Source organism: Streptomyces sp. NPDC048604, from assembly GCF_043199435.1.
Taxonomy (GTDB): domain Bacteria; phylum Actinomycetota; class Actinomycetes; order Streptomycetales; family Streptomycetaceae; genus Streptomyces.
This window is the reverse complement of sequence record NZ_JBICVX010000020.1, coordinates 103,577-124,443: the sequence shown is the minus strand read 5'-3', so window position 1 is coordinate 124,443 and position 20,867 is coordinate 103,577. Positions and strand designations below refer to the sequence as shown.

The window sequence follows — 20,867 nt, the reverse complement described above, 5'->3', positions numbered from 1 at the left end:
AGCGGCCCCCCGGCCTTCGAACGGCCTACTGCGCTGCCGTCACCCGCACGTGTGAGACCCCCTGGGCGCGCCCGTCCCCGGCTGGCCCAGCGGCGAGGCGATTCCGCAACGCGGACCCGTCCGCTCCGTACGATGATCAGCATGCTTGATGTGACACAGCGACAACCTGAGCGAACGGCCCGAGAGTTGGTCGGCCGGCGGCACCCCGACGCCCTCGCCGCCTTCCTCGGCGGCAGCGTCGTGACCGCGCGGCGCACGGCCCACTCGGACCTCGACATCGTCGTGCTGCTCGCCGGGGATTCCGCGCCCTACCGCGAGAGCCTGCGCTACGACGGCTGGCCGGTGGAGCTGTTCGTGCACACCCGTGCGAGCTGGCTCGACTTCGTCGAGCGCGAGACCCTCCGGCGGCGCTCCCCGCTGCTGATGCTCTGCGCCGCGGGCACCCTGCTCCTCGACCGTGACGGGTCCGGCGCGGAGCTGGCCGCAGACGCGCGCCGAAGGGCCGAAGCCGGCCCGCCGCCCGCGACGGAGGCGGAGCTGGAGGACGTCCGGTACGGGCTCACCGACCTGCTCGACGACCTCGCCGGCTGCGCCGATCCCGGTGAAAGGCTCTGCGTCGTCATGGAGATCGCCCGCCGCACCGGAGAGCTGCTCCTCCTGACGCACGGCGGCTGGCTCGGCGGGGGCAAGTGGCTCGCCCGCCGCGCCGACCAGGCCGACCCCGGCTTCTCCGCCCGGCTCGAGGAGGCCGTGCGGGCGGCGCTCGACGGGCGGACGGAGCGGCTGGTGGCGCTGGCGGAGGAGGTGCTCGGCCGCGCCGGCGGACGGTTCTGGGAGGGCTATCGGCGGGGTGGTGACGGGCCGTCACGCTGAACGGCCGCGCCCCGGCCGGCGAGCGCCTGACGCCTGACGCCTGAGCCTCGGCCGAGCGCCGTCACGCCGCGGGCGTGACGGTCGCGCTCGCCTCGCGGCCCGTCCTGCGCCACGCCATCCGCCGGCGCAGCGCCCGCCGGCCGCAACTGCGCCACTCCGCCCTCGACAGGCGCGGCCGGTGCGCCCCGTTGGTGATCAGCGCGTTGACCGGCGTCATCGGGTCGGCCGCGGCGGCCTTGGCCAGCAGGACGCCCACCACCAGGGGGAGCACGGCCGCGGCGAGGGCGGTGCCGGCCACGGTGACGTGCTCGATGCGGGGGCGCGGTCGCTGCGCTGCGAAGGTCATGTCCCTATTCCAGCAACGGCCGCGCCCCGGCGGATGGGCGCACGTACTCAGATCCGCCGCCCCGGTACTCAGTGCCTCGGCGCGTCTCCGCGCCGGAACAGCGCCGTCCACAGGAACGGCTCGCCGAAGCGCGCCGAGTCGTCCGGCTCGTCCGCCATGCGCCGGAGTTCCACCTCCGTCAGATCCGAGAAGATCCAGCGCAGTTCCTCCGCCGTGTACGCCAACCCGCCCTGCAGTCCCGCCTCCCGGTAGAACGCGGCGTCCGGCAGCTCCGAGCCCATGCCGCCCGCCGCGAAGCAGGTCAGCGACAAGTGACCGCCCGGGGCCAGCAGCCGGTCGAGCAGCGCCAGATGGCTGACCCGGCGGTGCGGCGGCAGATGGTGGAAGCAGCCCGAGTCGTGGATCAGGTCGTACGGACCCTCCAGTTCCGCCCCCGCCGTGCCGAACGCGTCGCCGTGCACGAAGCGGATCTCCGCCCCGGCCTCCCGGGCCCGCTCCGCCGCCCAGTCCAGCGCGCCCCGGGACAGGTCCACCGCGTCCACCCGGAAGCCCTGCGAGGCGAGGTGGAGCGCGTTGCGGCCGGGGCCGCAGCCCAGGTCGAGCACCCGGCCGCCCGGCGGGACCAGCCCGCGTTCCACGTACGACACCAGGCTCTCGTCCGGCTTCGCCACGAAGAACGGCACCGGCTTGGACCGGTCGGCGTAGAAGCCGTCCCACCAGTCCGCGCCGTCCGCCGTCCAGCGGTCCGCCTCCGGGGCGAACAGTTCGTCCATGAGACGCAGTACGTCCTCGACCGTGCGTATGTTCCGGTGCATCCGGGCTCCTCTCCGCGCGTTCCGACACTACGTCAGGAAGCGGGAAAAGCCCAGGTCAGTCCGGGTGTGGCGAGGGCCTGTGGGGTCGTCTCGCGGGCCCGTACGCGGGCCGTGGCGTCCACCCCCCGCCCCCTCCCCGTGCGGGCCTCCAGGCCGCCTCCTCGGGCCGTCCAGGGCGTGTCCGGATGTGACAGAGACGCGTCATTGCAGCCATCGCGCAGGGTCACGCAGGATGGGGACATGCCCCTTCCGCACCGTGTCGTCATCGCGGTCTTCCCCGACGTCGACCTCCTCGATGTCACCGGCCCGGCCGAGGTCTTCGCGCTGGCCAACCGCGAGACCGGCGGCCGTGCCCGCTACGAGGTCCGGCTCGCCGGACCGTCCGTGGGCGAGGTGCGCACGTCGGCAGGGGTACGGCTGGTGACCGACCTGTCCTTCGACGAGGTCGGCGGCCGCCTGGACACCCTCCTGGTGCCCGGCGCGGTCGACATGACCGAGGCCGGCCCGGTCGCCCGGATCGACGAGACCGTGGTCGCGTGGGTCCGGGAGACCGCCCCGCACGCCCGCCGCGTCGCGTCGGTCTGCGTCGGCGCGCACGTCCTCGCGGCCGCCGGGCTGCTCGACGGCAGGACGGCCACCACCCACTGGTCCACGGCCGCCCAACTCGCCGCCGAGCACCCGGAGGTGACGGTCGACCCCGACCCGATCTTCGTCCGCGCCGACCGCGGCCGGCTGTGGACCGGGGCCGGGATCAGCGCCTGCCTGGACCTCGCCCTGGCCCTGGTGGCCGAGGACCAGGGGGAGCAGACCGCCCTGGCGGTCGCCCGCCAGCTGGTCATGTACCTCAAACGGCAGGGCGGGCAGAGCCAGTTCTCCGTCCCGCTCAGCAGACCCGCCGCGACCCGGCGGGACATCGACGCACTGCGGCTGTGGATCGCCGACCACCTCGACGAGGACCTGTCCGCGGCCGCCCTGGCCGCCCGGATGTGCCTCAGCGAGCGGCACTTCGCCCGGGTCTTCGGCCAGGAGACCGGTACCAGCCCCGCCGCCTACGTCGAGGCCGCCCGCATCGAAGTCGCCCGGCGGCTCCTGGAGACCACCGACTCCCCGCTCGACGCGGTGGCCGCCGCCTGCGGGCTCGGCTCGCCGGAGACCCTGCACCGGGCCTTCCGGCGGCAGCTCGCCACGACGCCGGCGGCCTACCGCCGCCGGTTCCGCACCGCCCGGGCCGGCTGACCCGACCCTCACCACCGATTCCCTTCCCGTCGGCATGCGACGAGGCGGAGCGCTCCGCCCTGCCCTCAGCCGTCCGCAAGCCCCGACCACATACACCGACAGCCCCGACCAAACCGATCGAAAGGCTTCGCCATGTCCTCCATCACCCCCTCCGCGTCCGTCCGCCAGGTCGTCGGCCTCGACGACACGCCGCCGCGGCTCGGCGACTCGATCCTGGTCATGATCGACTTCCAGAACACCTACCGCACCGGCGTCATGGCCCTCACCGGCGCCGAAGAGGCCCTCAAGGCGGGAGCCGCGCTCCTCGCGCGGGCCCGCGCCGCCGGCACGCCTGTCGTGCACGTCCTCAACGACGGCGGCGAGAACACCCCGTACGACATCCGCGCCCATATCGGCGCGATCAGCGACGAGGTCGCCCCGGCCGACGGCGAGGCCGTCGTCGTCAAGACGTTCCCGGACTCCTTCCACGCCACCGACCTCATCCAGCGGCTGACCGACCTCGGCGCGGCGCCCGGCAGCGGCAAGGACCTCGTCCTGGCCGGGTTCATGACGCACATGTGCGTCACGTTCACCGCGCAGGGCGCGTTCCAGCACGGCTACCGGCCCACCGTGGTCGCCGACGCCACCGCCACCCGCCCGCTCACCGCACCGGACGGCGGCGTGCTGTCCGCCGAGGCGCTCGCGACGGCCGCGCTGACCACCGTCACGGACGTGTTCGGCCTCGTCGTCCCGACGGCCGACGCGCTCCGGGACTGAGCGGCCGATCCCGGCCGGGCCCGCTCGGGGCCCGGCCGCACCGGCCTCACACCGTGCCGGACTCCATCAAGTCCTTCAGGTGCTCCTCGTTCCGCGGCATCTCCTTGCGGACCTGCGGCTTGACCACGAGCGGTACCAGCACCTTGCCGATGCCGTGCGACTCGAAGTCCAGGGACAGCGTCACCCGGGACCGCCTGCCGTCGTCGAGCGGCTCGATCCTGCCCATCATGTCGCCGCGGACGGGTCCGTCCACGCCGTGGAAGTGCCAACTGCGCGGCGGGTCGTACTCCATGACCTGCATGGTCGTGGGCATCTCGCGGCGGCCGAAACGCCGCTTCACCGCGAACTGCGAGCCGACGCCGAGCGGTCCGTCGGTCAGTTTGCGGGCCGAGACGGCGCTCTCCTGCCATTCCGGAACGTGCGCCGGGTCCATCATGTACGCGAAGACTTCCTCGGGGCTGCGAGAGATGTCGATGGTCTCTTCGATGCGGGACATTACGCCCCCTTGGGTAGCTCCTACGACAAAATGATCCCACGGTGCGAGGGCCCCGACCATACCGCCGCGGCCGCGCCCGCCCGTCCGCCCCGCACACCCTGCGTCGTCAGGCGCTCACACACAGCACCGGCACGTGCTGTACCAGGTTGTTCGCGAAACCGCCGCGGTTCCAGGGCTGTTCCAGCGGCTGGGCGCGCCCCTCCGCGTCGGTCGCCCGCACCGTCAGCAGGTACTCGCCCGGCGTCGCCGTCCACAGCGCCCGCCAGCCCGCCCACGCCCACGGATGCCGGTCCTGCGGGCCCACGTCGGCGTCCGTCCAGGAGCCGCCGCCGTCCGTGCTCACCTCGACCCGTTCGACGGGCGCCCACCCCGACCAGGCCCGCCCCTCCAGGGCGACGAACCCGGGGTGGACGACCCGGTGCCGGGACATGAAGTCGGGGAAGCCCGGCGGGATCATCAGCGCACGCGGCTCGATACGCGTCACCGGCGTACCGGGCTCGTCCGCCGACTGCCGGATCCGGTACGCCACCGCCTGCTGGAACCCGGCGAACGGGGTGTCGGTGACGGTCACGTCCCGGAGCCACTTCACCTGCGCCATGCCGTACCAGCCGGGCACCACCAGCCGCACCGGGAAGCCGTGCTGCGGCAGCAGAGGCGCCCCGTTCATCGCGTACGCGACCAGTACCTCCGGGAAGTCCCCGAGGGCCACGTCCAGCGGCAGGCTGCGCCGGTAGTCCTGCTCCACTCCGCGCTCGACGCCGTGGTCCGCGCCCGTGAACACGGCCTCCACCACGCCCGGCTCCACGCCGGCCTCGTCCAGCAGAAGCCGCAGCGGAACCCCCGTCCACTCCGCCGTCCCGACCGCCTCGACCAGCCACGGCTGGCTCACCGGCCGCGGGGACAGCAGGGCCCTGCCGTTGCCGGCGCACTCCATGGTCACCCGGTGGGTGACCGCCGGGTAGGAGCGCAGCGCCGCCAGGTCCAGCGACAGCGGCGTGCGGACCGCTCCGCCCACCGTCAGCTCCCAGCCGGTCGCGTCCACGTCGGGGATGTCGTAGTGGACCAGCACGTAGTGCAGACCCGGCGGGGTCACCTCGTACCGCAGGCCCTCCAGCGGCAGCCCGTGGTTGCGGGCCGCCAGCGCCAGCTCCTGCCTGCTGAAGCCCTCCTCCGGCCCCGCGACCCGCCCCGGCCCGCTGACGCCCTGCAGAGAACGGTCCATGTCCTCATGGTGCGCCGCGCCCCGCCGCCGGGCATGTCGGACCCGGGGCGGGGCGGGGAACCGCGCGCAGGACCGTTACATCTGCTGCGCGCCCGCCTTGATCGCCTCGCGGATCCGGTTGTACGTGCCGCAGCGGCAGATGTTCCGAATCTGGTCGAGATCCGCGTCGGTGATCTCCCGGCCCTCGGCGGCGGCCTGCCGGACCTTGGCGACCGCCGTCATGATCTGTCCGGGCTGGCAGTAGCCGCACTGGGCCACGTCGAGCTCGAGCCAAGCCTCCTGCATGGGGTGCAGGTCCTTGCCGACGCTCGCGGCCAGGCCCTCGATGGTGGTGACCTCGTCGTCCTCGGCGATCTTCGACACCGGTACCGAACAGGGGTTGAACGCCTTGCCGTTGATGTGCGAGGTGCAGGACTGGCAGACGCCGAGCCCGCAGCCGTACTTGGGACCGGTCACGCCGAGCAGGTCGCGCAGGACCCACAGCAGCCGGACGTCGTCCTCGGCCTCGACGGTGACGACCTCGCCGTTGAGCTTGAAGGTGTGGCGGGGCATGGGGGCTCCTTAGTACGCGTGGTCGAGACCGTCGGTGGGGGACTGGGGCGTGGACGGTTCGAGCGGGGGCGGGGTGAAGCTCAGCGTGCCGTGGTTGATCGGGAAACCGGTCGGCATGGAGCCGGTGGCCCGGGCGTACGCGCAGGCGATCGCGGCGAAGGCGGGCGCGACGCCCAGCTCGCCGGCGCCGCCGGGCGTGCCGGACGTGGCGGGCATGACGACGACCTTCAGCTCCGGCGGGGTGTTCCACTGGCGCGTGTAGAAGTACTGGTCCCAGCTGCCCTCGAGCGGGATGCCGTCCTTGATGTGGAGGCTGGAGGTGAGCGCCAGCGCGATGGCGTCGTTGAGCCCGCCCATCATCTGCGCCTCCAGACCGCGCGGGTTGATCGGCAGACCGGCGTCGATCACCATCAGGGCGCGGGTGACGCGGGGCCCGGTGACCGCGTTGGGGATCTTCCGGTTCACCGTCTCCGGCCGGCAGTCGATCTCGACCAGCGTGGCGACCGCGCCCCGGTACTCGGAGTGCAGCGCGATGCCCTGCGCCACGCCGGCCGGCAGCGACCGCCCCCACTCGCCCTCCTCGGCGGCCCGGTCGAGTACGGCGCGCAGCCGCTCGTCGCGCAGGAACTCCCGCCGGAACGCCACCGGGTCCTTGCCCATCTGCCGCGCCAGCTCGTCCACCACCAGTTCGCGGGCGCACGCGACGTTCGGCGAGTAGATGTTGCGCATGCTGCCGGTGTTGAACTTCAGCGGCACCTCGTTCAGCAACTGGGTGGTGACGCCGAAGTGGTAGGGCGAGGACTGCGTGAGCGTGAAGATCGTCTCGGCGAAGGTCAGATTGCCCGCCACCGGCAGCTGCGCCGCCGTCGACGTGATCATCTCGCCCAGTCCGTGGCCGAAGTCGGTCTCGGAACTGGTGTGCCGCTGCTCGAAGCTGAGCACATTGCCCAGCGCGTACGCGGCCCGCACCCGTGAGATGCACATCGGATGGGTGCGCCCCTGGCGGAAGTTGTCGGTGCGCGACCAGGACAGCTTGACCGGCTTGCCCGTCTTCTGCGAGATCTCGGCCGCCTCCGCGGCCACGTCGTGGAACAGGTGCCGGCCGAACGAGCCGCCGCCGTCGATCACATGCACCTTCACCGCGGACTGCGGCAGCCCCAGCTGCGTGGCGATCTCCCGCTGCGCGACGATCGGCACCTTCAGACTCGCCCAGATCTCCGCCCGGTCCGCGCGCACGTCCGCGATCGCGTTGTCCGGCTCCAAGGGGCTGTTGCTGGCGAACGCGAAGGTGAACTCGGCGTCCACCTTCTTCGTCAGCAGCGGCGGCACGACCATCGGCAGCGCCGCCTTCTTCAGCTTGGCGTGCACGGTCGCGTCCGACTCGCCGTCGACCGTGCCCGGGCCCCAGGTCACGTCCAGCGCTCGCAGCGCGTCGATGCACTGCCCGAACGTCTCGCCGCGCACCGCCACGCCGTGCTTGATCGTGACCACGTCGGTGATGCCCGGCATGGCCCGTACCGCGTCGGCGTTGTGCACCGCCGCCACCGTGCCGTTGATGGTGGGCGGCCGCCGCACCATCGCCGGCTTCGCGCCCGGCACCTGGAGGTCCATGCCGTACTTCTTGCGCCCGGTGACGATGTCCCGGGCGTCGATCCGGCTGCGCGGCGTGCCGATGATCCGGAACTCGGCCGGGTCCTTGAGCCGCGCCGTCAGCGCGATCGTCGCGGTTCCGGCCGCCGCCGCGGTGAGCGAGCCGTACGAGGCGCTGCGTGTCGTGCCGTACGCGACCGTGCCGTCCTTCGTCGTGAGCCGGCCGGCAGGCACGCCCCACTGCGCGGCGGCCGTCGCCACCAGCCGCTGCCGGGCGACCGCCGCGGCGGTGCGGACGGGCAGGTACAGGCTGCGCATCGAGTTCGAGCCGCCGGTGAGCTGGTTCATCAGCAGCTCGGGCCGGGCGTCCGCCGTGGTCACCCGGACCTGCTCCAGCGGCAGGTCCAGCTCCTCGGCGATCAGCATCGCCACGGCGGTCGTCATACCCTGCCCGACCTCGGCGCGCGGCACCTCGAACGACGCCGTGCCGTCCTCGTGGACCCGTACGGTGATCAGGCCCGAGGTCGGGGCCGCCGCCAGGTTCTGCATGTCCCCCAGGTCGAAGAGGTTCTCCGGCTGCGGCAGCGTCGGGATCGCCGCCTGCGCGGACTGCGGGGCGGCGGCGTCCGCCCCGAGCCGTACCCCCACGGCGAGGGTCGGCGCGGCCAGCAGGTACGCCAGTACCCTGCGCCGCCCGATGCCCTCGGGCCCTGCGGTGTCTGCCATGTGAGTCGTCCTCCGGAACCTGAGTTACCGTCACGTACGGTCGCGTGCTGCACACAGGGTGCCGTGCGGCATGCAGTTGATCAGGTTCTTCACGGGACGTCCACATCGCGATCGGCGGCTCTCACAACACGGCGATCCCCAGCGGACGTTCACCGGCCGCCAGACGGCGGGTGTCCCCGCTGTCCAGGTCGACGACGCTGATCCCGTCCCAGTACCCGTCGCGCGTGAAACCGCCGGTGACGTACGCCGTGCGGCCGTCGGGGGAGACCGCGACGTCCTCGTGCGGGCCCTCCAGCGGGTACACCCGCTCCGAGCCGTCGGGCCGGCGGACGGTGAGCGAGGGGCCCTCGTCCTGGTCCGGGTCGATCGGCCCCGTGCCGACGACGAGCAGCGAGCCGTCGGGGGCGAGGGCCGCGCCGTGCTGGTGCGTGTTCGCGGTCATCCGCTCGACGCCCACCGCGCCGGTCCTCGGGTCCACGACCGCGAGGCGCTCGCCCTCGAACGGCAGCAGCAGCTTGCCGTCCGAGGCCCGGACCGCCGTGTAGTGCGGCTTCAGCCAGGAGCCGAGCCCGCCCTCGGTGCCGTACGGGGCGACCTCGATGCGGCGGGTGTCCTTGGGCGAACGGGTGGGGACGACGGTGACGTCGAAGGAGTCGTGGTTCGTCGCGTACACCTCGGAGCCGTCCCGCGAGACGTCCACGTCGAAGGGGCGGCGGCCGACCGGGACGGACTCGGTCACCTCCAGCTGCACCGTGTCGATGATCTCCAGAGTCCCGTTCCCGCCGGGCACGTTGACGCCTACGTAGACGTGCCGGCCGTCGGGGGAGAGGGCGATGCCCATGCCCCCGCCGCGGTACTCGCCGATCTTCGCCGTGCCCGTCTCGGTCTCGTACGGCACGACGGCCAGGCGCTCGCGCGTCACGGTGTCGACGACGGCGACGCCCTCGGCGGTGGCGACCCAGGCCCGCCCGTCCTCGCCGACGACCAGGCCGTACGGAGCGGTGCCGACGCGCACCGAGTCGAACCGGCCCCGGGCCGGGTCGACGAAACTGACGGTGTCCGCGCCGAAGTCGGCGACGAGCAGGGTGCCGGACGGGGTCGTGCCGGTGATCTTGGGAGCGGGCGCCGACGGCTTGCCCGGCCGGGCGTCGGAGGCCTCGCGCTCGGCGGCCCCGCCGGACTGGGCACAGCCGGCGAGCAGCAGGACGGCGGTGACGGCGGGCAGGACCGCGCGGGCGGTGCGTGCGGACGCGTTCAAGGACTTGGCTCCTTCCGGGCGGGTTACCGGGAGGACACCCGCCCCGCTCCGCGTCCATCCTGGGCGCGGCCGGACCCGGGCACGGTCGGTAGTGCGGCCGGTACTCCGACGCCGCACGGCTGACGCCGGGGTCAGCCGATCGGACGACCCGGGCGGGCGCCGGCGTGCCGTAAACGCCGGCCGGCAGGCCGCTGCGGCCGGGCGCCGCCGACGCCCTGGACGTCGACGGCGACCTCGCCGCCCTGGACTTCACCGCCCGCACCCGGCGCGAAGGCCGGGTGACGGGAGTGATCTGCGCCGACCGGCCCGCCGAGTTCCGTCGGCTCCGGCAGGAACGCCAGCGGCCCTGACGCGCGGCGTCACGCGGCGGGCGGCGGACCCGGCGGGAACGGCACCTCGGCGAGCAGGGGCAGCAGCGTCTCCTCCTCGTGGTCGAGGTGCGCCGTCAACTCCATGGACATCCTGGCGAGTTCCGTGCGGAATACCTCCGGGTCCGCGCTGCCGACGTCGGCGATCAGCCCGGCGAGCGACTGCTGCAGCCGCGCCACCGAGCGGTGCTCGGCGCGCAGCCGGTCGAGCGCGTCCTTGAGGTGCGGGTGGTACGCCTCGACGCCGGGGAACACGTGGGTGTCCTCGCCGGTGTGGTGGAACTCCAGGGCCTGGCAGAAGGCCAGACAGTGCTGCCGGATCTGCAGCCCGAGGCCCGGCAGGGCGGCCTGCGAGGCGTCCCGCCGCGCGAAGTACGCCTCCGTCTCCGCGGCGACGTGCCGGAGCTGCCCGCGCAGCCACACATGGACCTCGAGGATCTTGTCGGCCAGGGTGCGCACCTCGGCCGGGCCCTCGCCCGGCGCGGGGTCGTTCCGCTCCAGGACCACGACGGGCAGCACCCGCGTGGTGCCGCGCTGATAGTCGCCGTAGCCGGGTTCGACGGCCACGACCTGCGCGAACAGCCGGTCGCGGCGCGCGCCCTCGGCCGGCACGGCGACCGCCTGGTACTCCTCGGCGCCGACCTCGACCTGCACCATCGGGTGGGCGAGCACGTTGTGGTACCACGCGGGGTGCGCCGGAGCGCCCATGTTGGAGCCCACGATCAGCAGGTCGCCCTCGTGGCGCACGAAGCCGAGCGGCACGGTGTGAGGCTTCCCGGAGCGGGCGCCGGTGGTGGTGAGCAGCAGCAGTTCGCTGCCCTCGAAGTAGCCGCCGACCTTCCCCTGGTTGGCGCGGAACTCGTCGATGACGGACTGGTTGAACGACGTTTCGGTCATATGGGTACAGCAATCCCCTCGGTCGAGGAATGAAGCAACGGCAGGAAGAAAAAGGGGGAGATGAGAAGCTCGCGCGCATGACGGCGCAGCGGCGGGATCAGGCGATGCCTGGGAGAAGAGAACGCATGGGAGAACCCTCTTGCGTACAGGTGGTCGCCCGATCGCCGGCCGGCCCACTGCTCTGTGGCCGGCGCTACGCGCCACGAGGTCATTAGAACGACTGTGCGCGCCAGTTGTCAAAGAACGAAGAAGGGGCCCGGCCGTCCGGCCGAGACTGAGCGGTCTAGTTGGCCACTGAGCGTTGCACTTGGCCGGCTGAGCGCACGGAGTCGAGCGACGTGACTGGACGAGATGGTTGGCAGGTGATCGAGACGACTGGGCCGACGCACTAGCGTATTGACGTGCACATCATCGATGACCCCTGCTTGTCGCCCCGCGTCGCGACTCTCCTGGCGCGGGCACGGCGCGGCCCTGGGATGCCCGCTGTCCGCGTACGTGCACTGGCCCGCGCGGAGACTTCCGACGGGAACGAGGCAGCAGTGCCGCCTGAGGCCATCGAGGCGATGATTCGTTTCGAGGAACGCTACGGCGGCCTGTGGTACCCACTTCTCGGCTCTAACGGTATGGAACACGGCCTGAACGGCGAGGCCACCATCTACCTCGACAACGACGGCTGGACCTTCCCAGGCATCCACGATGGTGACCAGACCTGGTCGGTCGACGTCCTCCCGGACGAGCGCACCGCCATGACGCTCGCGGGACGTCCCCAGGTCATCAACAGCAGCATCCTTCAGCGCCTGGAGGCCCACGCCCAGTTGTCACAGGTCCGAGACTGGCCCCATGTGACCTTTGCCGTTGCCACCGAACCCGGCCAGGAGCCGACGGTCGCCGAAGCCGGCCTTCCTGACCTCGACGCCGAGGCAACTGGGCCCGCCGACCGGTGGTGGGTCGGCAGTGAGACGGCGATTCATCTGAAGCTTCACAAGTGGTGGGGCGAAGAAGACATTTGGTTCGCACGCTGCTTTACGGAGCGGGCCGAGAACCTGGCGACCACGGTCGATGCGCTACGGCACGCGGTGACGGGTGGCGTGTGGAGGAACGAGGACTGGTGCGGGCTGTGTGCCCACGTCAGGCAGCCGGCGCAGGCCTGCCTTCCCAACGCAGGGAAGCAGAGCAGCTGACCCCGGAGAAGCATCCCGGTCCAAGTCGAGCTTGGCAGCGGCTTGTGCCGGGGCCGCTCGTGCAGAGAATGTCGATGCGGGCGGCGAGCTCATCGCTGTATGCGCGGAGGGCGTCAGCAGTTGGTGTGGCCCAGTGTCCTTTGTGGGGTGGTGCCATCCTCGCGCTCGCTGTCGGGCGGCCTGAGCGCTGAGGGCGTCGGCGGGTCCTCAGCCGAGCCGCCTCCACGATGTCCGGCCCCGAGAGCCGGGCCCGCTCACTCCATCGCCATCCGCACGCCGAGCAGCACCAGCACCCCGCCGGAGACCTGCTCCAGACGCCGGCGGACGTTCGCCCGCGAGATGAGCGCCCGCATGCGGCCGATGAACCACACGTAGATCCCGTAGTAGCCGATCTCGTACACCGCCCAGATCGCCGCGAGCGCCACCATCGCCGGCAGGTGCGGCGCACCGGACGGCACGAACTGCGGCAGGAACGACATCGCGAACACCGCGGCCTTGGGGTTGGCCAGGTTCAGCAGCAGCCCCGCCCGGTACGAGGACCAGCCCGAGCGGTACGGGGTCTCCGCCTCCGGCTCGCCCTCCGTACCGCGGCTGCGCCGCGCGTCCCAGAGGGCCTTACCGCCGAACCAGATCAGCGTGATCGCGCCGACGACGCGCAAGGTGTCGTACGCGAGCTCGGACGCGGCGAGCAGTGCGGTCAGACCGCAGGCGGCGACGACGCCCCAGACGAAGACCCCCGTCTCGTTGCCGAGCACCGTCAGGAAGCCGTGCCGCTTGCTGTGCAGCGACTGCCGGATGATCAGCATCGTGCTCGGGCCGGGCGAGGCGGCGATCAGCGTGCAGGCGCCGAGGAAGGCGATGAGGGTGCTCCACATGCGCCACATCGTGGCCGTACACGCCCACGGCGTCCAGTCCCCGCTGGGTGACCTCCCCTCAGCCGGATACTCTGCGTCGCGCAAACGATCGAATTTGGGTGGGGGCCTTGGGATGACACAGACGGCACGACAGAGACACGTGAGAGCGGGCGCACTGCTCGGCGCAGCGGTCCTGCTGGTGGGGGCGGCGGGGATCGGGCGGCTGGCCGGCCGGGACGGCGGGCTGCTGCGCGTCGCCCAACTGCTCGACCATCCGCTGCTGTTCGGCGGACTGGCCTTCGTGTCGGCCGTCGCGGGCATCTGTCTCGCCGTCCGGAAGACGGTTGTGCGGTGGGCGGTCGCGGGGACGGCCGTGCTGGTGCTGATCCCGTTCACGCCGCTGGCGCTGCTCCTCCTCACCACGGCCGGCCAGGAGCAGACGCTCGACGAAGCCGCCCCCGGTCGCTCCGACCGGCGACTGGTCGTCACCGAGGGATCGGCCATGATCGATCCGCTTTGGTGGGTGTACGTGGACAGCGGCTCGGGCCTCGGGGTGCGCCGTTGGCAAGTGGCCCACATCAACGGAGACTTCTCCGGCGCACTGGTCGAGGCGGCCTGGGACGGACCTGACCGGATCCGGCTCGTCATGAGCGCCGCGGAGCGCGAGACGTACATCGTGGAACTCGGCCCCGACGGCCGGCCGCTCCGGACCGTCACCAAGGGCTGAGCCCCGCGCTCCGCCAGGCCCGGCACCTCCCCGGCTCGTCACGTGACCGACGCCGGGAGTTCGTGTGCGGGAGACCGGGACGGACCGGCGACGTGCCACGATCACCGCCATGCTGGTGAGCCTCGACGACGTCGAACGGCTGCATCCCGACGGCGCCCGCGCGCGCCGCACCGCCCAGCGCTTCGTGGCCGCCGCGCGTGCCTGCGTCGCCGGCGCGGTGGTCCTCGCGGCGGTGGCCGGCGTGCTCGTGTGGCGGCATCCCGTGCCGCAGCCGAGCGACGCCCTGCCGGCCGGAGGCGCGGCCCTGGGCCTCGCGGTCGCCTGGCCCTGCGTCCTGTTCGCCGCCCGGCGCTGGCTGCGCCGCTCCGGGCCGCCGGGGACGCCGTTCGCCGGCGTACGCGGTCTCGTCCCGCATCACCGCCCCGGCGAGCAGGGCTGGCTCAGCGGGCTCGGGCTCGCCGGCTGGCTCCTGGTCGCCTTCCAGGCGGGCGTCCTCGTCATGCTGCCGCTGGCGCCCGGCGCCGGGGAGGCGCTGGCGGCGCTGCGGTGGGTGACCGCCGGGATCTGTCTGCCGGTCGGCGGTCTGCTGGGCGGCGTGATCGTGTGGTTCGGCCGGGCCATCCCGCCGGCCCGCCGCCGCGAGCTGGCCTGGACCCCGCGCTGGGCCGTCGAGCGGGTGTGTCTGCTCGCGGTTCCCTTCCTCCTCGCCCTGCCGGCGCTCGCGGGGCGGGCCGGACCGGTCCCGAAGGTGGTGGCAGGAGTGGCGGCGCTCTGGCTGCTGCTTGTGCCGATCAGCCGCCAGGGCGACCACATGCCGGCCGAGGCCGCCGTTCGCTGACTCGCGCCGGAACACAGAACAGTCCCCGGCCGGTCGGGTCGTTTCCGCGGGTCGCCGACCGTCGTCAGCGGCTCCTTCGGCGACCTGATCCGCCGGGGGCCTGGCCAGAGCCTTGATAAGGGTCTTCGCCTGCCTTCGGACGTCTCCGTCGGCGGTGAGGCTCTCTCTGGTTGTCCGGTGTATTGACCAGTTTCCTCCGCTTTGTGGACGAGTCAATACTTTCGACGTATTTATTCCTTTCAGGACCTGCCGGCTCGGTGGCTTCCGTCCGTGCCCCCCGGTCGGCCCAGGCGGCGGTCCGTGCGAAGGCCCGCAGAGGCCGTGTCGGCTAGGGTGATTCGAGAGGAACGGGCCCTCAGGGGTTAGGTCGGTGCGTTGGACACTCATCATGCGACGAGCGAGGTCCGGCAGCAGCCGCCGGCGGCTGTCGGATACGCGGGCGTCCTGAACGAACTGCTTCCGATCGCGCTCTGGCGCGAGGACGCCGACGGTCGCGTCGTGGAGTGGTCCCTGGCCGCCCAGGACCTGCTCGGCCACCGCCCCGAGGACGTGCTCGGCCGGCCCGCCTCCGCGATGCTCGTCCCCGAGAACAACCAAGGCCTCGCCGACCAGCTGACCCGCCGCGTCCAGGCCGGGGAGACCGTCGTCGGCACCCTGCCCGTACGGCACCGCGACGGCCACCACGTCACGATGGAGACCTGGATCCTCCCCGCCGCCGACCCCGAGGGCCGCACCGGGGCCATGCTCATCGCGGTGGAGACCTCCGAGGTCCTGCGGATGCGGGACTCCCTGGCCGCCCTGGAGAGTCTGTTCACGCAGTCGCCCATCGGGCTCGCCACCCTCGGGCTCGACCTGCGCTTCGTCCGCGTCAACGACGCCCTCGCCCGGATGAACGGCCTGCCCGCCGCCGACCACGTCGGCCGCACCCTCAGCGACATCCTCCCGGGCATCAACACCAGCGCCCTCGAGACCCTGATGCGGCAGGCCCTGTCCCGCCGCACGGCCGTCATCGACGCCCGCCGCATCGGCCGCACCGCCGCGGACCCCGACCACGACCACATCTGGTCCTGCTCCTACGCCCCGCTGCTCGACAACGCCGGCCGCCCCCTCGGCCTGATCGCCTCCCTCATCGACATCACCGCCGCCGAACGGGACCGCGTCGACGCGGAACGGGCCCGCCGGAACGTCTCGCTGCTCGCCGAGGCCGGCGCCCGCATCGGCAGCACGCTCGACCTGGGCCAGACCGCCGAGGAACTGGTCCAGGTCCTCGTGCCCCGGCTCGCCGACTCCGCCGACGTCCAGCTGCTCGAATCGATCCTCGAACCCGACGAGGGCGGCGCGTCCACCCGCGGTCTCCTGCGCCGCCTGGCGGTGCGCTTCCCCGACCCGACCGCACCCACCGCCTTCCTCGCGCCCGGCCAGACCTTCCAGATCCCGCTCGACTCCGTGTACGAACAGGTCCTCAACGAGGGCGGCGCGCTCGACCTGAACGAGCCCGACGTGCCGGCGCTCATCACCGACCCGCGGGCCGAGCCGCTGCGCAGCTACCTCATGACCCAGCTCAGCTGCGCCCGCATGGTCCCGCTCGTCGCCCGCGGCACCGTGCTCGGCACCGTCACCGTGACCCGGCTGCGCAGCCGCGCCCGGTTCGACGACCAGGACCGCGTGCTCATCGACGAACTCGTCGGCCGGGCCGCCCTCAACATCGACAACGCCCGCCTGTACACCACCCAGCGCGAGGCCGCCCTCACCCTCCAGCGCAGCCTCACCAACAACGCCCTGCCGCAGGACACCGGCCTCGAACTCACCGGGCGCTACCTGCCCGCCAGCGAACACGACGTCGGCGGCGACTGGTACGACGTCATCTCGCTGCCCAAGGGCCGGACCGGGCTCGTCATCGGCGACGTCATGGGCCACGGCATCCACGCCGCCGCCGTCATGGGCCAACTCCGCACCGCCGTCCGCACCCTGGCCCGGCACGACATCCCGCCCGTGGCGATGCTGCGCTCGCTCGACGACATCGTCACCGAACTCGGCGAGGACGAGATGGCGACCTGTGTGTACGCCGTCCACGACCCCGCCACCGGAGGCTGCGTCATCGCCCGCGCGGGCCACCCGCCGCCGGCCGTCGTCACCCCCGACGAACGGATCTCGTTCCTCGACGGCCCGCCCGGCACGCCGCTCGGCACAGGCGGCCGGGAGTTCGGCACCGAGGAGGTGCCGCTGCCGCCGGGCAGCCTGCTCGCCCTGTACACCGACGGGCTGATCGAGGCCCGCGACCGCGACCTCGACCAGGGACTGACCGAACTGGCCATGGCGCTGCACGGCCTGGACCGGCCGCTGGACGAGCTCTGCGACGGGATCCTCGCCCGGCTGCTGCCGTACCCGGCCCAGGACGACGTGGCGGTCCTGCTCGCCCGTACGCCGCGCGCGGGACACCGCCCCAACGGCCGTGGTTTCGCCGGGGGCTGAACGCTTCCGCGGGTCACCGGGGCGCCCCGGCTCCTAGGGTGGAGCCGTGAGCACACCGAAGCGCGAGCAGGCACAAGAACCCCTCTGGCGGGACGTCGTCGGCGGCGTCCTGCGCCGCGAGCGAAGGGCCCAGGGACGCACCCTCCAGGACGTCGCCGACGCCGCGCGGATCTCCATGCAGTACCTCTCCGAGATCGAGCGCGGCCGCAAGGAGGCCTCCTCGGAACTGCTCGCCGCCACCGCCCGCGGGCTCGGCCTGAACCTCGCCGACGTGCTGGCGCTGGCCCAGGAGGAACTGGTCCGGCTCACAGCCGTCCGGCTCACCGCGGTCCGGACGCTGCCCGCCCGGTCCCGCCTCGCCGCGCCGCGTCAGGCCGAGGTGCGGCTGGCCGCCTGAGGGCCGCCCTCACTCCCCGGGACCTCCCTGGTCCCGGGGCGGGCGGCGGTGCGCCACGTACGCGACCAGCACGCCGGTCAGCAGCGCCCACACCACCGCCGCGTCGCCCGCCACCGGCCACCCGCCCGCCGCCAGCAGCAGCGCGGCGACCGCCCCCGCGCCCAGCGCCTTCCCGTCCCGGGCGAAGCCCCACTCCCGGCGGCCGCTGCCCGGGGTGCGCCACTCCAGGACCGCGACGCGCACGACCAGCGCCGCCGCGGCGATCGCGGCCGTCAGCACCGACACCTCCATGCGTCCTGCCCTCCGCCTCCGCAGACCTCCGGAAAATCCCCGGCCGGGGACGTGTATCCGGATTAGCATGGGACACATGATCTGGCGACATTGATCCGGCACCCGGCCTTCCCGAGGACCGCCACGGACCCCGTACCTCCGGCGTCCCAGCTGTCCTCATCGGGAAGGCAACATGACTGTTTCGTCCGAGCAACTGCCCGGCACGGGCACCGAACGCGGTGCCCCGGTCCGTGGCGTCCGCCGCATCGCGGCCGCTCTGTACGGTTATTCGTTCTTCGAAGAGTTCGTCCTGCTCTACCCCGTGTACGCGCTGCTGTTCAGCGACACGGGACTGGGGCTGTGGCAGATCTCCTCGCTCTTCGCCCTCTGGTCCCTGGCCAACGTCCTGTTCGAAGTCCCGTCCGGAGTCTGGGCGGACATGGTGTCGCGCAAGCGGCTGCTCCAGCTGGGGCCGCTGCTGACCGGTACGGGCTTCGCCCTGTGGGTGCTGTTCCCCTCGTACTGGGCCTTCGCCCTCGGCTTCGTGCTGTGGGGCGCCGGCGGCGCGTTCGGCTCCGGCGCGCTCGAAGCCCTCGTGTACGAGGAGCTGGACCGGGTCGGGGCCGCCGACCGGTACGCCCGCCTCATGGGCCGCGCCCGGGCCGCCGGCCTGGTGGCCGTGATGGCGGCGACGGCGCTCGCCGGCCCGGCGTTCGCGGGTGGCGGCTACCTGCTGGTCGGCGCGGCCAGCGTGGCGACCTGCGTGCTGACCAGCGCCTTCGCCACCGCCCTGCCGGAGCACCGCCGGGCCAAGGCGGCCGCGCCCGCACAGTTGAACGCGGCCGACACGCTTGCCGAGGCCGAGGCCGAGGCGGAGGAGAAGGCCGAGGCGGAGTCGGAGGAGAAGGCGGAGGCCGGCTGGGCGGCGACCCTGCGCGCCGGTGTCTTCGAGGCCCGGCACGACAAGGCCGTCCGCTTCGCCGTGCTCCTGGTCCCCGCCGTGACCGGCGTCTGGGGCGCCCTCGACGAGTACACACCGCTGCTGGTCCGCGACACCGGGGTGGCCCCCGGCACCGAGCCGCAGCTGCTGCTGCTCATCTGGGCGGGCGCCACGGCCGGCGGCCTGCTCGCCGGCCCGGCCCAGCGGCTCGGCGCACGCGGGCTCGCCGCGCTGCTCGCCGTGTCCGCCGTCGCCCTGGGCGTCGGCTCGGCCCTGGGCACCCCGGCCGCGATCGCGCTGGTCGCGCTCGCCTTCGGCGGCTTCCAGCTGGGCCAGGTGCTCGTCGACGCCCGGCTGCAGGACAGCATCACCGGCGACAGCCGGGCCACCGTCACCTCGCTGGCCGGAGTGGGCACCGAAGCGGTGACCCTCTCCGTGTTCGGTCTGTACGCGGTGTTCGGCACCGCGGCCGGCCACGGCACGGCCTTCGCGCTGCTCGCGCTGCCCTACCTGGCCGCCGCCGCGGCACTGTCCCGCCGGGGCCGCCGGCGTCAGTGACGGTTCGGGCCCGCCAGGCGCTCCGGGGTGAGCAGCTCCGCGATGCGCTCGGCGGGCAGCAGGCCCCGCTCCAGCGTCAGTTCCGCCACGCCCCGGCCGGTGCGCAGCGCCTCCTGGGCGATGGCGGTGGCCTGGGTGTAGCCGATGTGCGGGTTCAGGGCGGTGGCGAGCCCGATGGAGCTCTCCACCGCCGCCCGCAGCCGCTCGGTGTTGGCGGTGATGCCGACCACGCAGCGTTCGGCCAGCGTGAGGCAGGCCTGGCGCAGCGAGTTGATGCTGCGCGACAGCGCGTGCAGGATCACCGGCTCGAAGGCGTTGAGCTGGAGCTGGCCGGCCTCGGCGGCCATCGTGACGGTGATGTCGTTGCCGATCACCTCGAAGGCGACCTGGTTGACGACCTCCGGGATCACCGGGTTCACCTTGCCCGGCATGATGCTCGAACCGGCCTGCACCGCAGGGAGGTTGATCTCCGCGAGGCCGGCCCGCGGGCCGGAGGAGAGCAGCCTCAGGTCGTTGCAGGTCTTGGAGAGCTTCACCGCCAGACGCTTGAGCACCCCCGACAACTGCACGAAGGCGCCGCAGTCCTGGGTGGCCTCGATCAGGTTCGCCGAGGTCACCAGGGACAGGCCGGTGATCTCCGCCAGGTGCCGGCGGGCCGTCTCGGCGTACCCGGCGGGGGCGTTGAGGCCGGTGCCGATGGCGGTGGCGCCGAGGTTGATCTCGTGGATCAGCTCGATCGCCTCGCTCAGCCGGCCGCGGTCCTCCTCCAGCATCACCGCGTACGTGGAGAACTCCTGACCGAGCGTCATCGGCACCGCGTCCTGCAGCTGCGTCCGGCCCATCTTCAGGACCTCGCGGAACTCGACGGACTTCTCCGCGAAGGCGTCCTGGAGGACGGCGGCGGCCTTCAGCAGATCGGTCACCGCGAGGATCGTCGCGATGCGGACGGCGGTCGGGTAGACATCGTTGGTGGACTGGCTGAGGTTGACGTCCTCGTTGGGGTGCAGGTGCTGGTACTCGCCCTTGGCGTGACCGAGCAGCTCCAGCGCCCGGTTGGCGATGACCTCGTTGGCGTTCATGTTCGTCGAGGTGCCGGCGCCGCCCTGGATGACGTCGACGACGAACTGGTCGTGCAGCTTGCCCGAGCGGATCTCCCGGCAGGCGGCTGCGATGGCGTCGGCCTTCGCCGCGGACAGCAGCCCCAGCTCCTGGTTCGCGCGAGCGGCGGCCTCCTTCACCGAGGCCAGCGCGTCGATCAGCCGCGGGTACACGGAGATCGGCGTCCCCGTGATCGGGAAGTTCTCCGTCGCGCGCAGCGAGTGGACACCCCAGTACGCGTCGGCGGGAACGTCCCGGTCGCCGAGCAGGTCGTGCTCGCGACGGGTCACGGGGGCAGGGGCGGCAGGGGAGGGGAGGGTCATCGACACGGCTTTCGGGGGAGCGGCGGGGGAGGGCGGAGACTCGGAGGGTTCCGGGGCCGGGGGCCCGGGGGCGG

Annotated in this window: 20 protein-coding genes; 9 read left to right on the top strand and 11 right to left on the bottom strand. The window is 72.9% G+C overall.

Going from position 1 to position 20,867, the window contains the following annotated elements; all coding sequences use genetic code 11:
- The first annotated feature begins 141 nt into the window (after positions 1-141).
- Complete coding sequence (locus ACGFMM_RS32010; protein WP_393649976.1) at positions 142-873, top strand: nucleotidyltransferase domain-containing protein; 732 nt, start codon at positions 142-144, stop codon at positions 871-873.
- 61 nt (positions 874-934) lie between these two features.
- Here ACGFMM_RS32010 and ACGFMM_RS32005 read toward each other — a convergent pair whose 3' ends face one another.
- Together ACGFMM_RS32005 and ACGFMM_RS32000 are read right to left on the bottom strand one after the other, a co-directional pair.
- A complete protein-coding gene (locus ACGFMM_RS32005) occupies positions 935-1,219 on the bottom strand; it encodes a hypothetical protein (protein ID WP_393649975.1) in 285 nt (94 codons plus the stop codon).
- Between the two features lie 68 nt (positions 1,220-1,287).
- Complete coding sequence (locus ACGFMM_RS32000) at positions 1,288-2,034, bottom strand: class I SAM-dependent methyltransferase (RefSeq protein WP_393649974.1); 747 nt, start codon at positions 2,032-2,034, stop codon at positions 1,288-1,290.
- A gap of 240 nt (positions 2,035-2,274) precedes the next feature.
- Here ACGFMM_RS32000 and ACGFMM_RS31995 point away from each other — a divergent pair, with 240 nt between their 5' ends.
- Positions 2,275-3,270, top strand: a complete 996-nt coding sequence (locus ACGFMM_RS31995) for a GlxA family transcriptional regulator (protein ID WP_393649973.1) — start codon at positions 2,275-2,277, stop codon at positions 3,268-3,270.
- 132 nt (positions 3,271-3,402) lie between these two features.
- Entirely contained in the window at positions 3,403-4,026 is a 624-nt protein-coding gene (locus ACGFMM_RS31990; protein WP_393649972.1) for an isochorismatase family protein, read from the top strand.
- 46 nt (positions 4,027-4,072) lie between these two features.
- Here the strand turns inward: ACGFMM_RS31990 and ACGFMM_RS31985 are convergent, their stop codons facing one another.
- The 6 genes from ACGFMM_RS31985 to ACGFMM_RS31960 all read right to left on the bottom strand — a co-directional run bounded on the left by ACGFMM_RS31985 (position 4,073) and on the right by ACGFMM_RS31960 (position 11,135).
- Positions 4,073-4,522, bottom strand: coding sequence for an SRPBCC family protein (locus tag ACGFMM_RS31985; protein WP_393649971.1), 450 nt, complete (start codon positions 4,520-4,522; stop codon positions 4,073-4,075).
- A gap of 106 nt (positions 4,523-4,628) precedes the next feature.
- A complete protein-coding gene (locus ACGFMM_RS31980; RefSeq protein ID WP_393649970.1) occupies positions 4,629-5,744 on the bottom strand; it encodes a sulfite oxidase in 1,116 nt (371 codons plus the stop codon).
- Positions 5,745-5,819: 75 nt separating this feature from the next.
- Positions 5,820-6,296 carry a (2Fe-2S)-binding protein gene (locus ACGFMM_RS31975; protein WP_393649969.1) on the bottom strand — a complete coding sequence of 159 codons (477 nt, stop codon included), beginning with the start codon at positions 6,294-6,296 and terminating at the stop codon, positions 5,820-5,822.
- Positions 6,297-6,305: 9 nt separating this feature from the next.
- Complete coding sequence (locus ACGFMM_RS31970; protein WP_393649968.1) at positions 6,306-8,612, bottom strand: molybdopterin cofactor-binding domain-containing protein; 2,307 nt, start codon at positions 8,610-8,612, stop codon at positions 6,306-6,308.
- A 121-nt stretch (positions 8,613-8,733) separates the two neighbouring features.
- Positions 8,734-9,870, bottom strand: a complete 1,137-nt coding sequence (locus tag ACGFMM_RS31965; protein WP_393649967.1) for a hypothetical protein — start codon at positions 9,868-9,870, stop codon at positions 8,734-8,736.
- 359 nt (positions 9,871-10,229) lie between these two features.
- Complete coding sequence (locus tag ACGFMM_RS31960) at positions 10,230-11,135, bottom strand: nitroreductase/quinone reductase family protein (RefSeq protein WP_393649966.1); 906 nt, start codon at positions 11,133-11,135, stop codon at positions 10,230-10,232.
- A gap of 401 nt (positions 11,136-11,536) precedes the next feature.
- On the opposite strand from ACGFMM_RS31960, the gene ACGFMM_RS31955 reads away from it, so the two are divergent.
- A complete protein-coding gene (locus ACGFMM_RS31955) occupies positions 11,537-12,316 on the top strand; it encodes a hypothetical protein (RefSeq protein WP_393649965.1) in 780 nt (259 codons plus the stop codon).
- A gap of 254 nt (positions 12,317-12,570) precedes the next feature.
- Here the strand turns inward: ACGFMM_RS31955 and ACGFMM_RS31950 are convergent, their stop codons facing one another.
- Positions 12,571-13,191 carry a LysE family translocator gene (locus tag ACGFMM_RS31950; protein ID WP_393649964.1) on the bottom strand — a complete coding sequence of 207 codons (621 nt, stop codon included), beginning with the start codon at positions 13,189-13,191 and terminating at the stop codon, positions 12,571-12,573.
- A 139-nt stretch (positions 13,192-13,330) separates the two neighbouring features.
- Between ACGFMM_RS31950 and ACGFMM_RS31945 the strand changes: the two genes are divergently transcribed.
- The 4 genes from ACGFMM_RS31945 to ACGFMM_RS31930 all read left to right on the top strand — a co-directional run bounded on the left by ACGFMM_RS31945 (position 13,331) and on the right by ACGFMM_RS31930 (position 17,604).
- The gene (locus tag ACGFMM_RS31945; RefSeq protein WP_393649963.1) at positions 13,331-13,897 is read left to right on the top strand and encodes a hypothetical protein; all 567 of its coding nucleotides are present in this window, start codon (positions 13,331-13,333) and stop codon (positions 13,895-13,897) included.
- A gap of 109 nt (positions 13,898-14,006) precedes the next feature.
- Positions 14,007-14,735 carry a hypothetical protein gene (locus ACGFMM_RS31940; protein WP_393649962.1) on the top strand — a complete coding sequence of 243 codons (729 nt, stop codon included), beginning with the start codon at positions 14,007-14,009 and terminating at the stop codon, positions 14,733-14,735.
- Between the two features lie 375 nt (positions 14,736-15,110).
- Positions 15,111-17,207 carry a SpoIIE family protein phosphatase gene (locus tag ACGFMM_RS31935; RefSeq protein ID WP_393649961.1) on the top strand — a complete coding sequence of 699 codons (2,097 nt, stop codon included), beginning with the start codon at positions 15,111-15,113 and terminating at the stop codon, positions 17,205-17,207.
- A gap of 46 nt (positions 17,208-17,253) precedes the next feature.
- The gene (locus ACGFMM_RS31930) at positions 17,254-17,604 is read left to right on the top strand and encodes a helix-turn-helix domain-containing protein (protein ID WP_393649960.1); all 351 of its coding nucleotides are present in this window, start codon (positions 17,254-17,256) and stop codon (positions 17,602-17,604) included.
- Between the two features lie 9 nt (positions 17,605-17,613).
- On the opposite strand, the gene ACGFMM_RS31925 is transcribed toward ACGFMM_RS31930, so the two are convergent.
- Complete coding sequence (locus tag ACGFMM_RS31925; protein ID WP_393649959.1) at positions 17,614-17,895, bottom strand: hypothetical protein; 282 nt, start codon at positions 17,893-17,895, stop codon at positions 17,614-17,616.
- 172 nt (positions 17,896-18,067) lie between these two features.
- On the opposite strand from ACGFMM_RS31925, the gene ACGFMM_RS31920 reads away from it, so the two are divergent.
- Positions 18,068-19,372, top strand: a complete 1,305-nt coding sequence (locus tag ACGFMM_RS31920; protein WP_393649958.1) for an MFS transporter — start codon at positions 18,068-18,070, stop codon at positions 19,370-19,372.
- Here ACGFMM_RS31920 and aspA read toward each other — a convergent pair.
- On the bottom strand, positions 19,366-20,793 hold the full coding sequence (gene aspA / locus ACGFMM_RS31915) for an aspartate ammonia-lyase (RefSeq protein ID WP_393649957.1): 1,428 nt from the start codon (positions 20,791-20,793) through the stop codon (positions 19,366-19,368). The genes ACGFMM_RS31920 and aspA overlap by 7 nt on opposite strands.
- Positions 20,794-20,867 lie beyond the last annotated feature (74 nt).

Coding starts and splice junctions, on each gene's coding strand:
- ACGFMM_RS32000 (WP_393649974.1), bottom strand. CDS start 2,034: ATGCACCGGAACATACGCACGGTCGAGGACGTACTGCGTCTCATGGAC.
- ACGFMM_RS31960 (WP_393649966.1), bottom strand. CDS start 11,135: ATGACCGAAACGTCGTTCAACCAGTCCGTCATCGACGAGTTCCGCGCC.
- ACGFMM_RS31995 (WP_393649973.1), top strand. CDS start 2,275: ATGCCCCTTCCGCACCGTGTCGTCATCGCGGTCTTCCCCGACGTCGAC.
- ACGFMM_RS31985 (WP_393649971.1), bottom strand. CDS start 4,522: ATGTCCCGCATCGAAGAGACCATCGACATCTCTCGCAGCCCCGAGGAA.
- ACGFMM_RS31980 (WP_393649970.1), bottom strand. CDS start 5,744: ATGGACCGTTCTCTGCAGGGCGTCAGCGGGCCGGGGCGGGTCGCGGGG.
- ACGFMM_RS31975 (WP_393649969.1), bottom strand. CDS start 6,296: ATGCCCCGCCACACCTTCAAGCTCAACGGCGAGGTCGTCACCGTCGAG.
- ACGFMM_RS31940 (WP_393649962.1), top strand. CDS start 14,007: ATGCTGGTGAGCCTCGACGACGTCGAACGGCTGCATCCCGACGGCGCC.
- ACGFMM_RS32005 (WP_393649975.1), bottom strand. CDS start 1,219: ATGACCTTCGCAGCGCAGCGACCGCGCCCCCGCATCGAGCACGTCACC.
- ACGFMM_RS31950 (WP_393649964.1), bottom strand. CDS start 13,191: ATGTGGAGCACCCTCATCGCCTTCCTCGGCGCCTGCACGCTGATCGCC.
- ACGFMM_RS31925 (WP_393649959.1), bottom strand. CDS start 17,895: ATGGAGGTGTCGGTGCTGACGGCCGCGATCGCCGCGGCGGCGCTGGTC.
- ACGFMM_RS32010 (WP_393649976.1), top strand. CDS start 142: ATGCTTGATGTGACACAGCGACAACCTGAGCGAACGGCCCGAGAGTTG.
- aspA (WP_393649957.1), bottom strand. CDS start 20,793: ATGACCCTCCCCTCCCCTGCCGCCCCTGCCCCCGTGACCCGTCGCGAG.
- ACGFMM_RS31990 (WP_393649972.1), top strand. CDS start 3,403: ATGTCCTCCATCACCCCCTCCGCGTCCGTCCGCCAGGTCGTCGGCCTC.
- ACGFMM_RS31970 (WP_393649968.1), bottom strand. CDS start 8,612: ATGGCAGACACCGCAGGGCCCGAGGGCATCGGGCGGCGCAGGGTACTG.
- ACGFMM_RS31920 (WP_393649958.1), top strand. CDS start 18,068: ATGACTGTTTCGTCCGAGCAACTGCCCGGCACGGGCACCGAACGCGGT.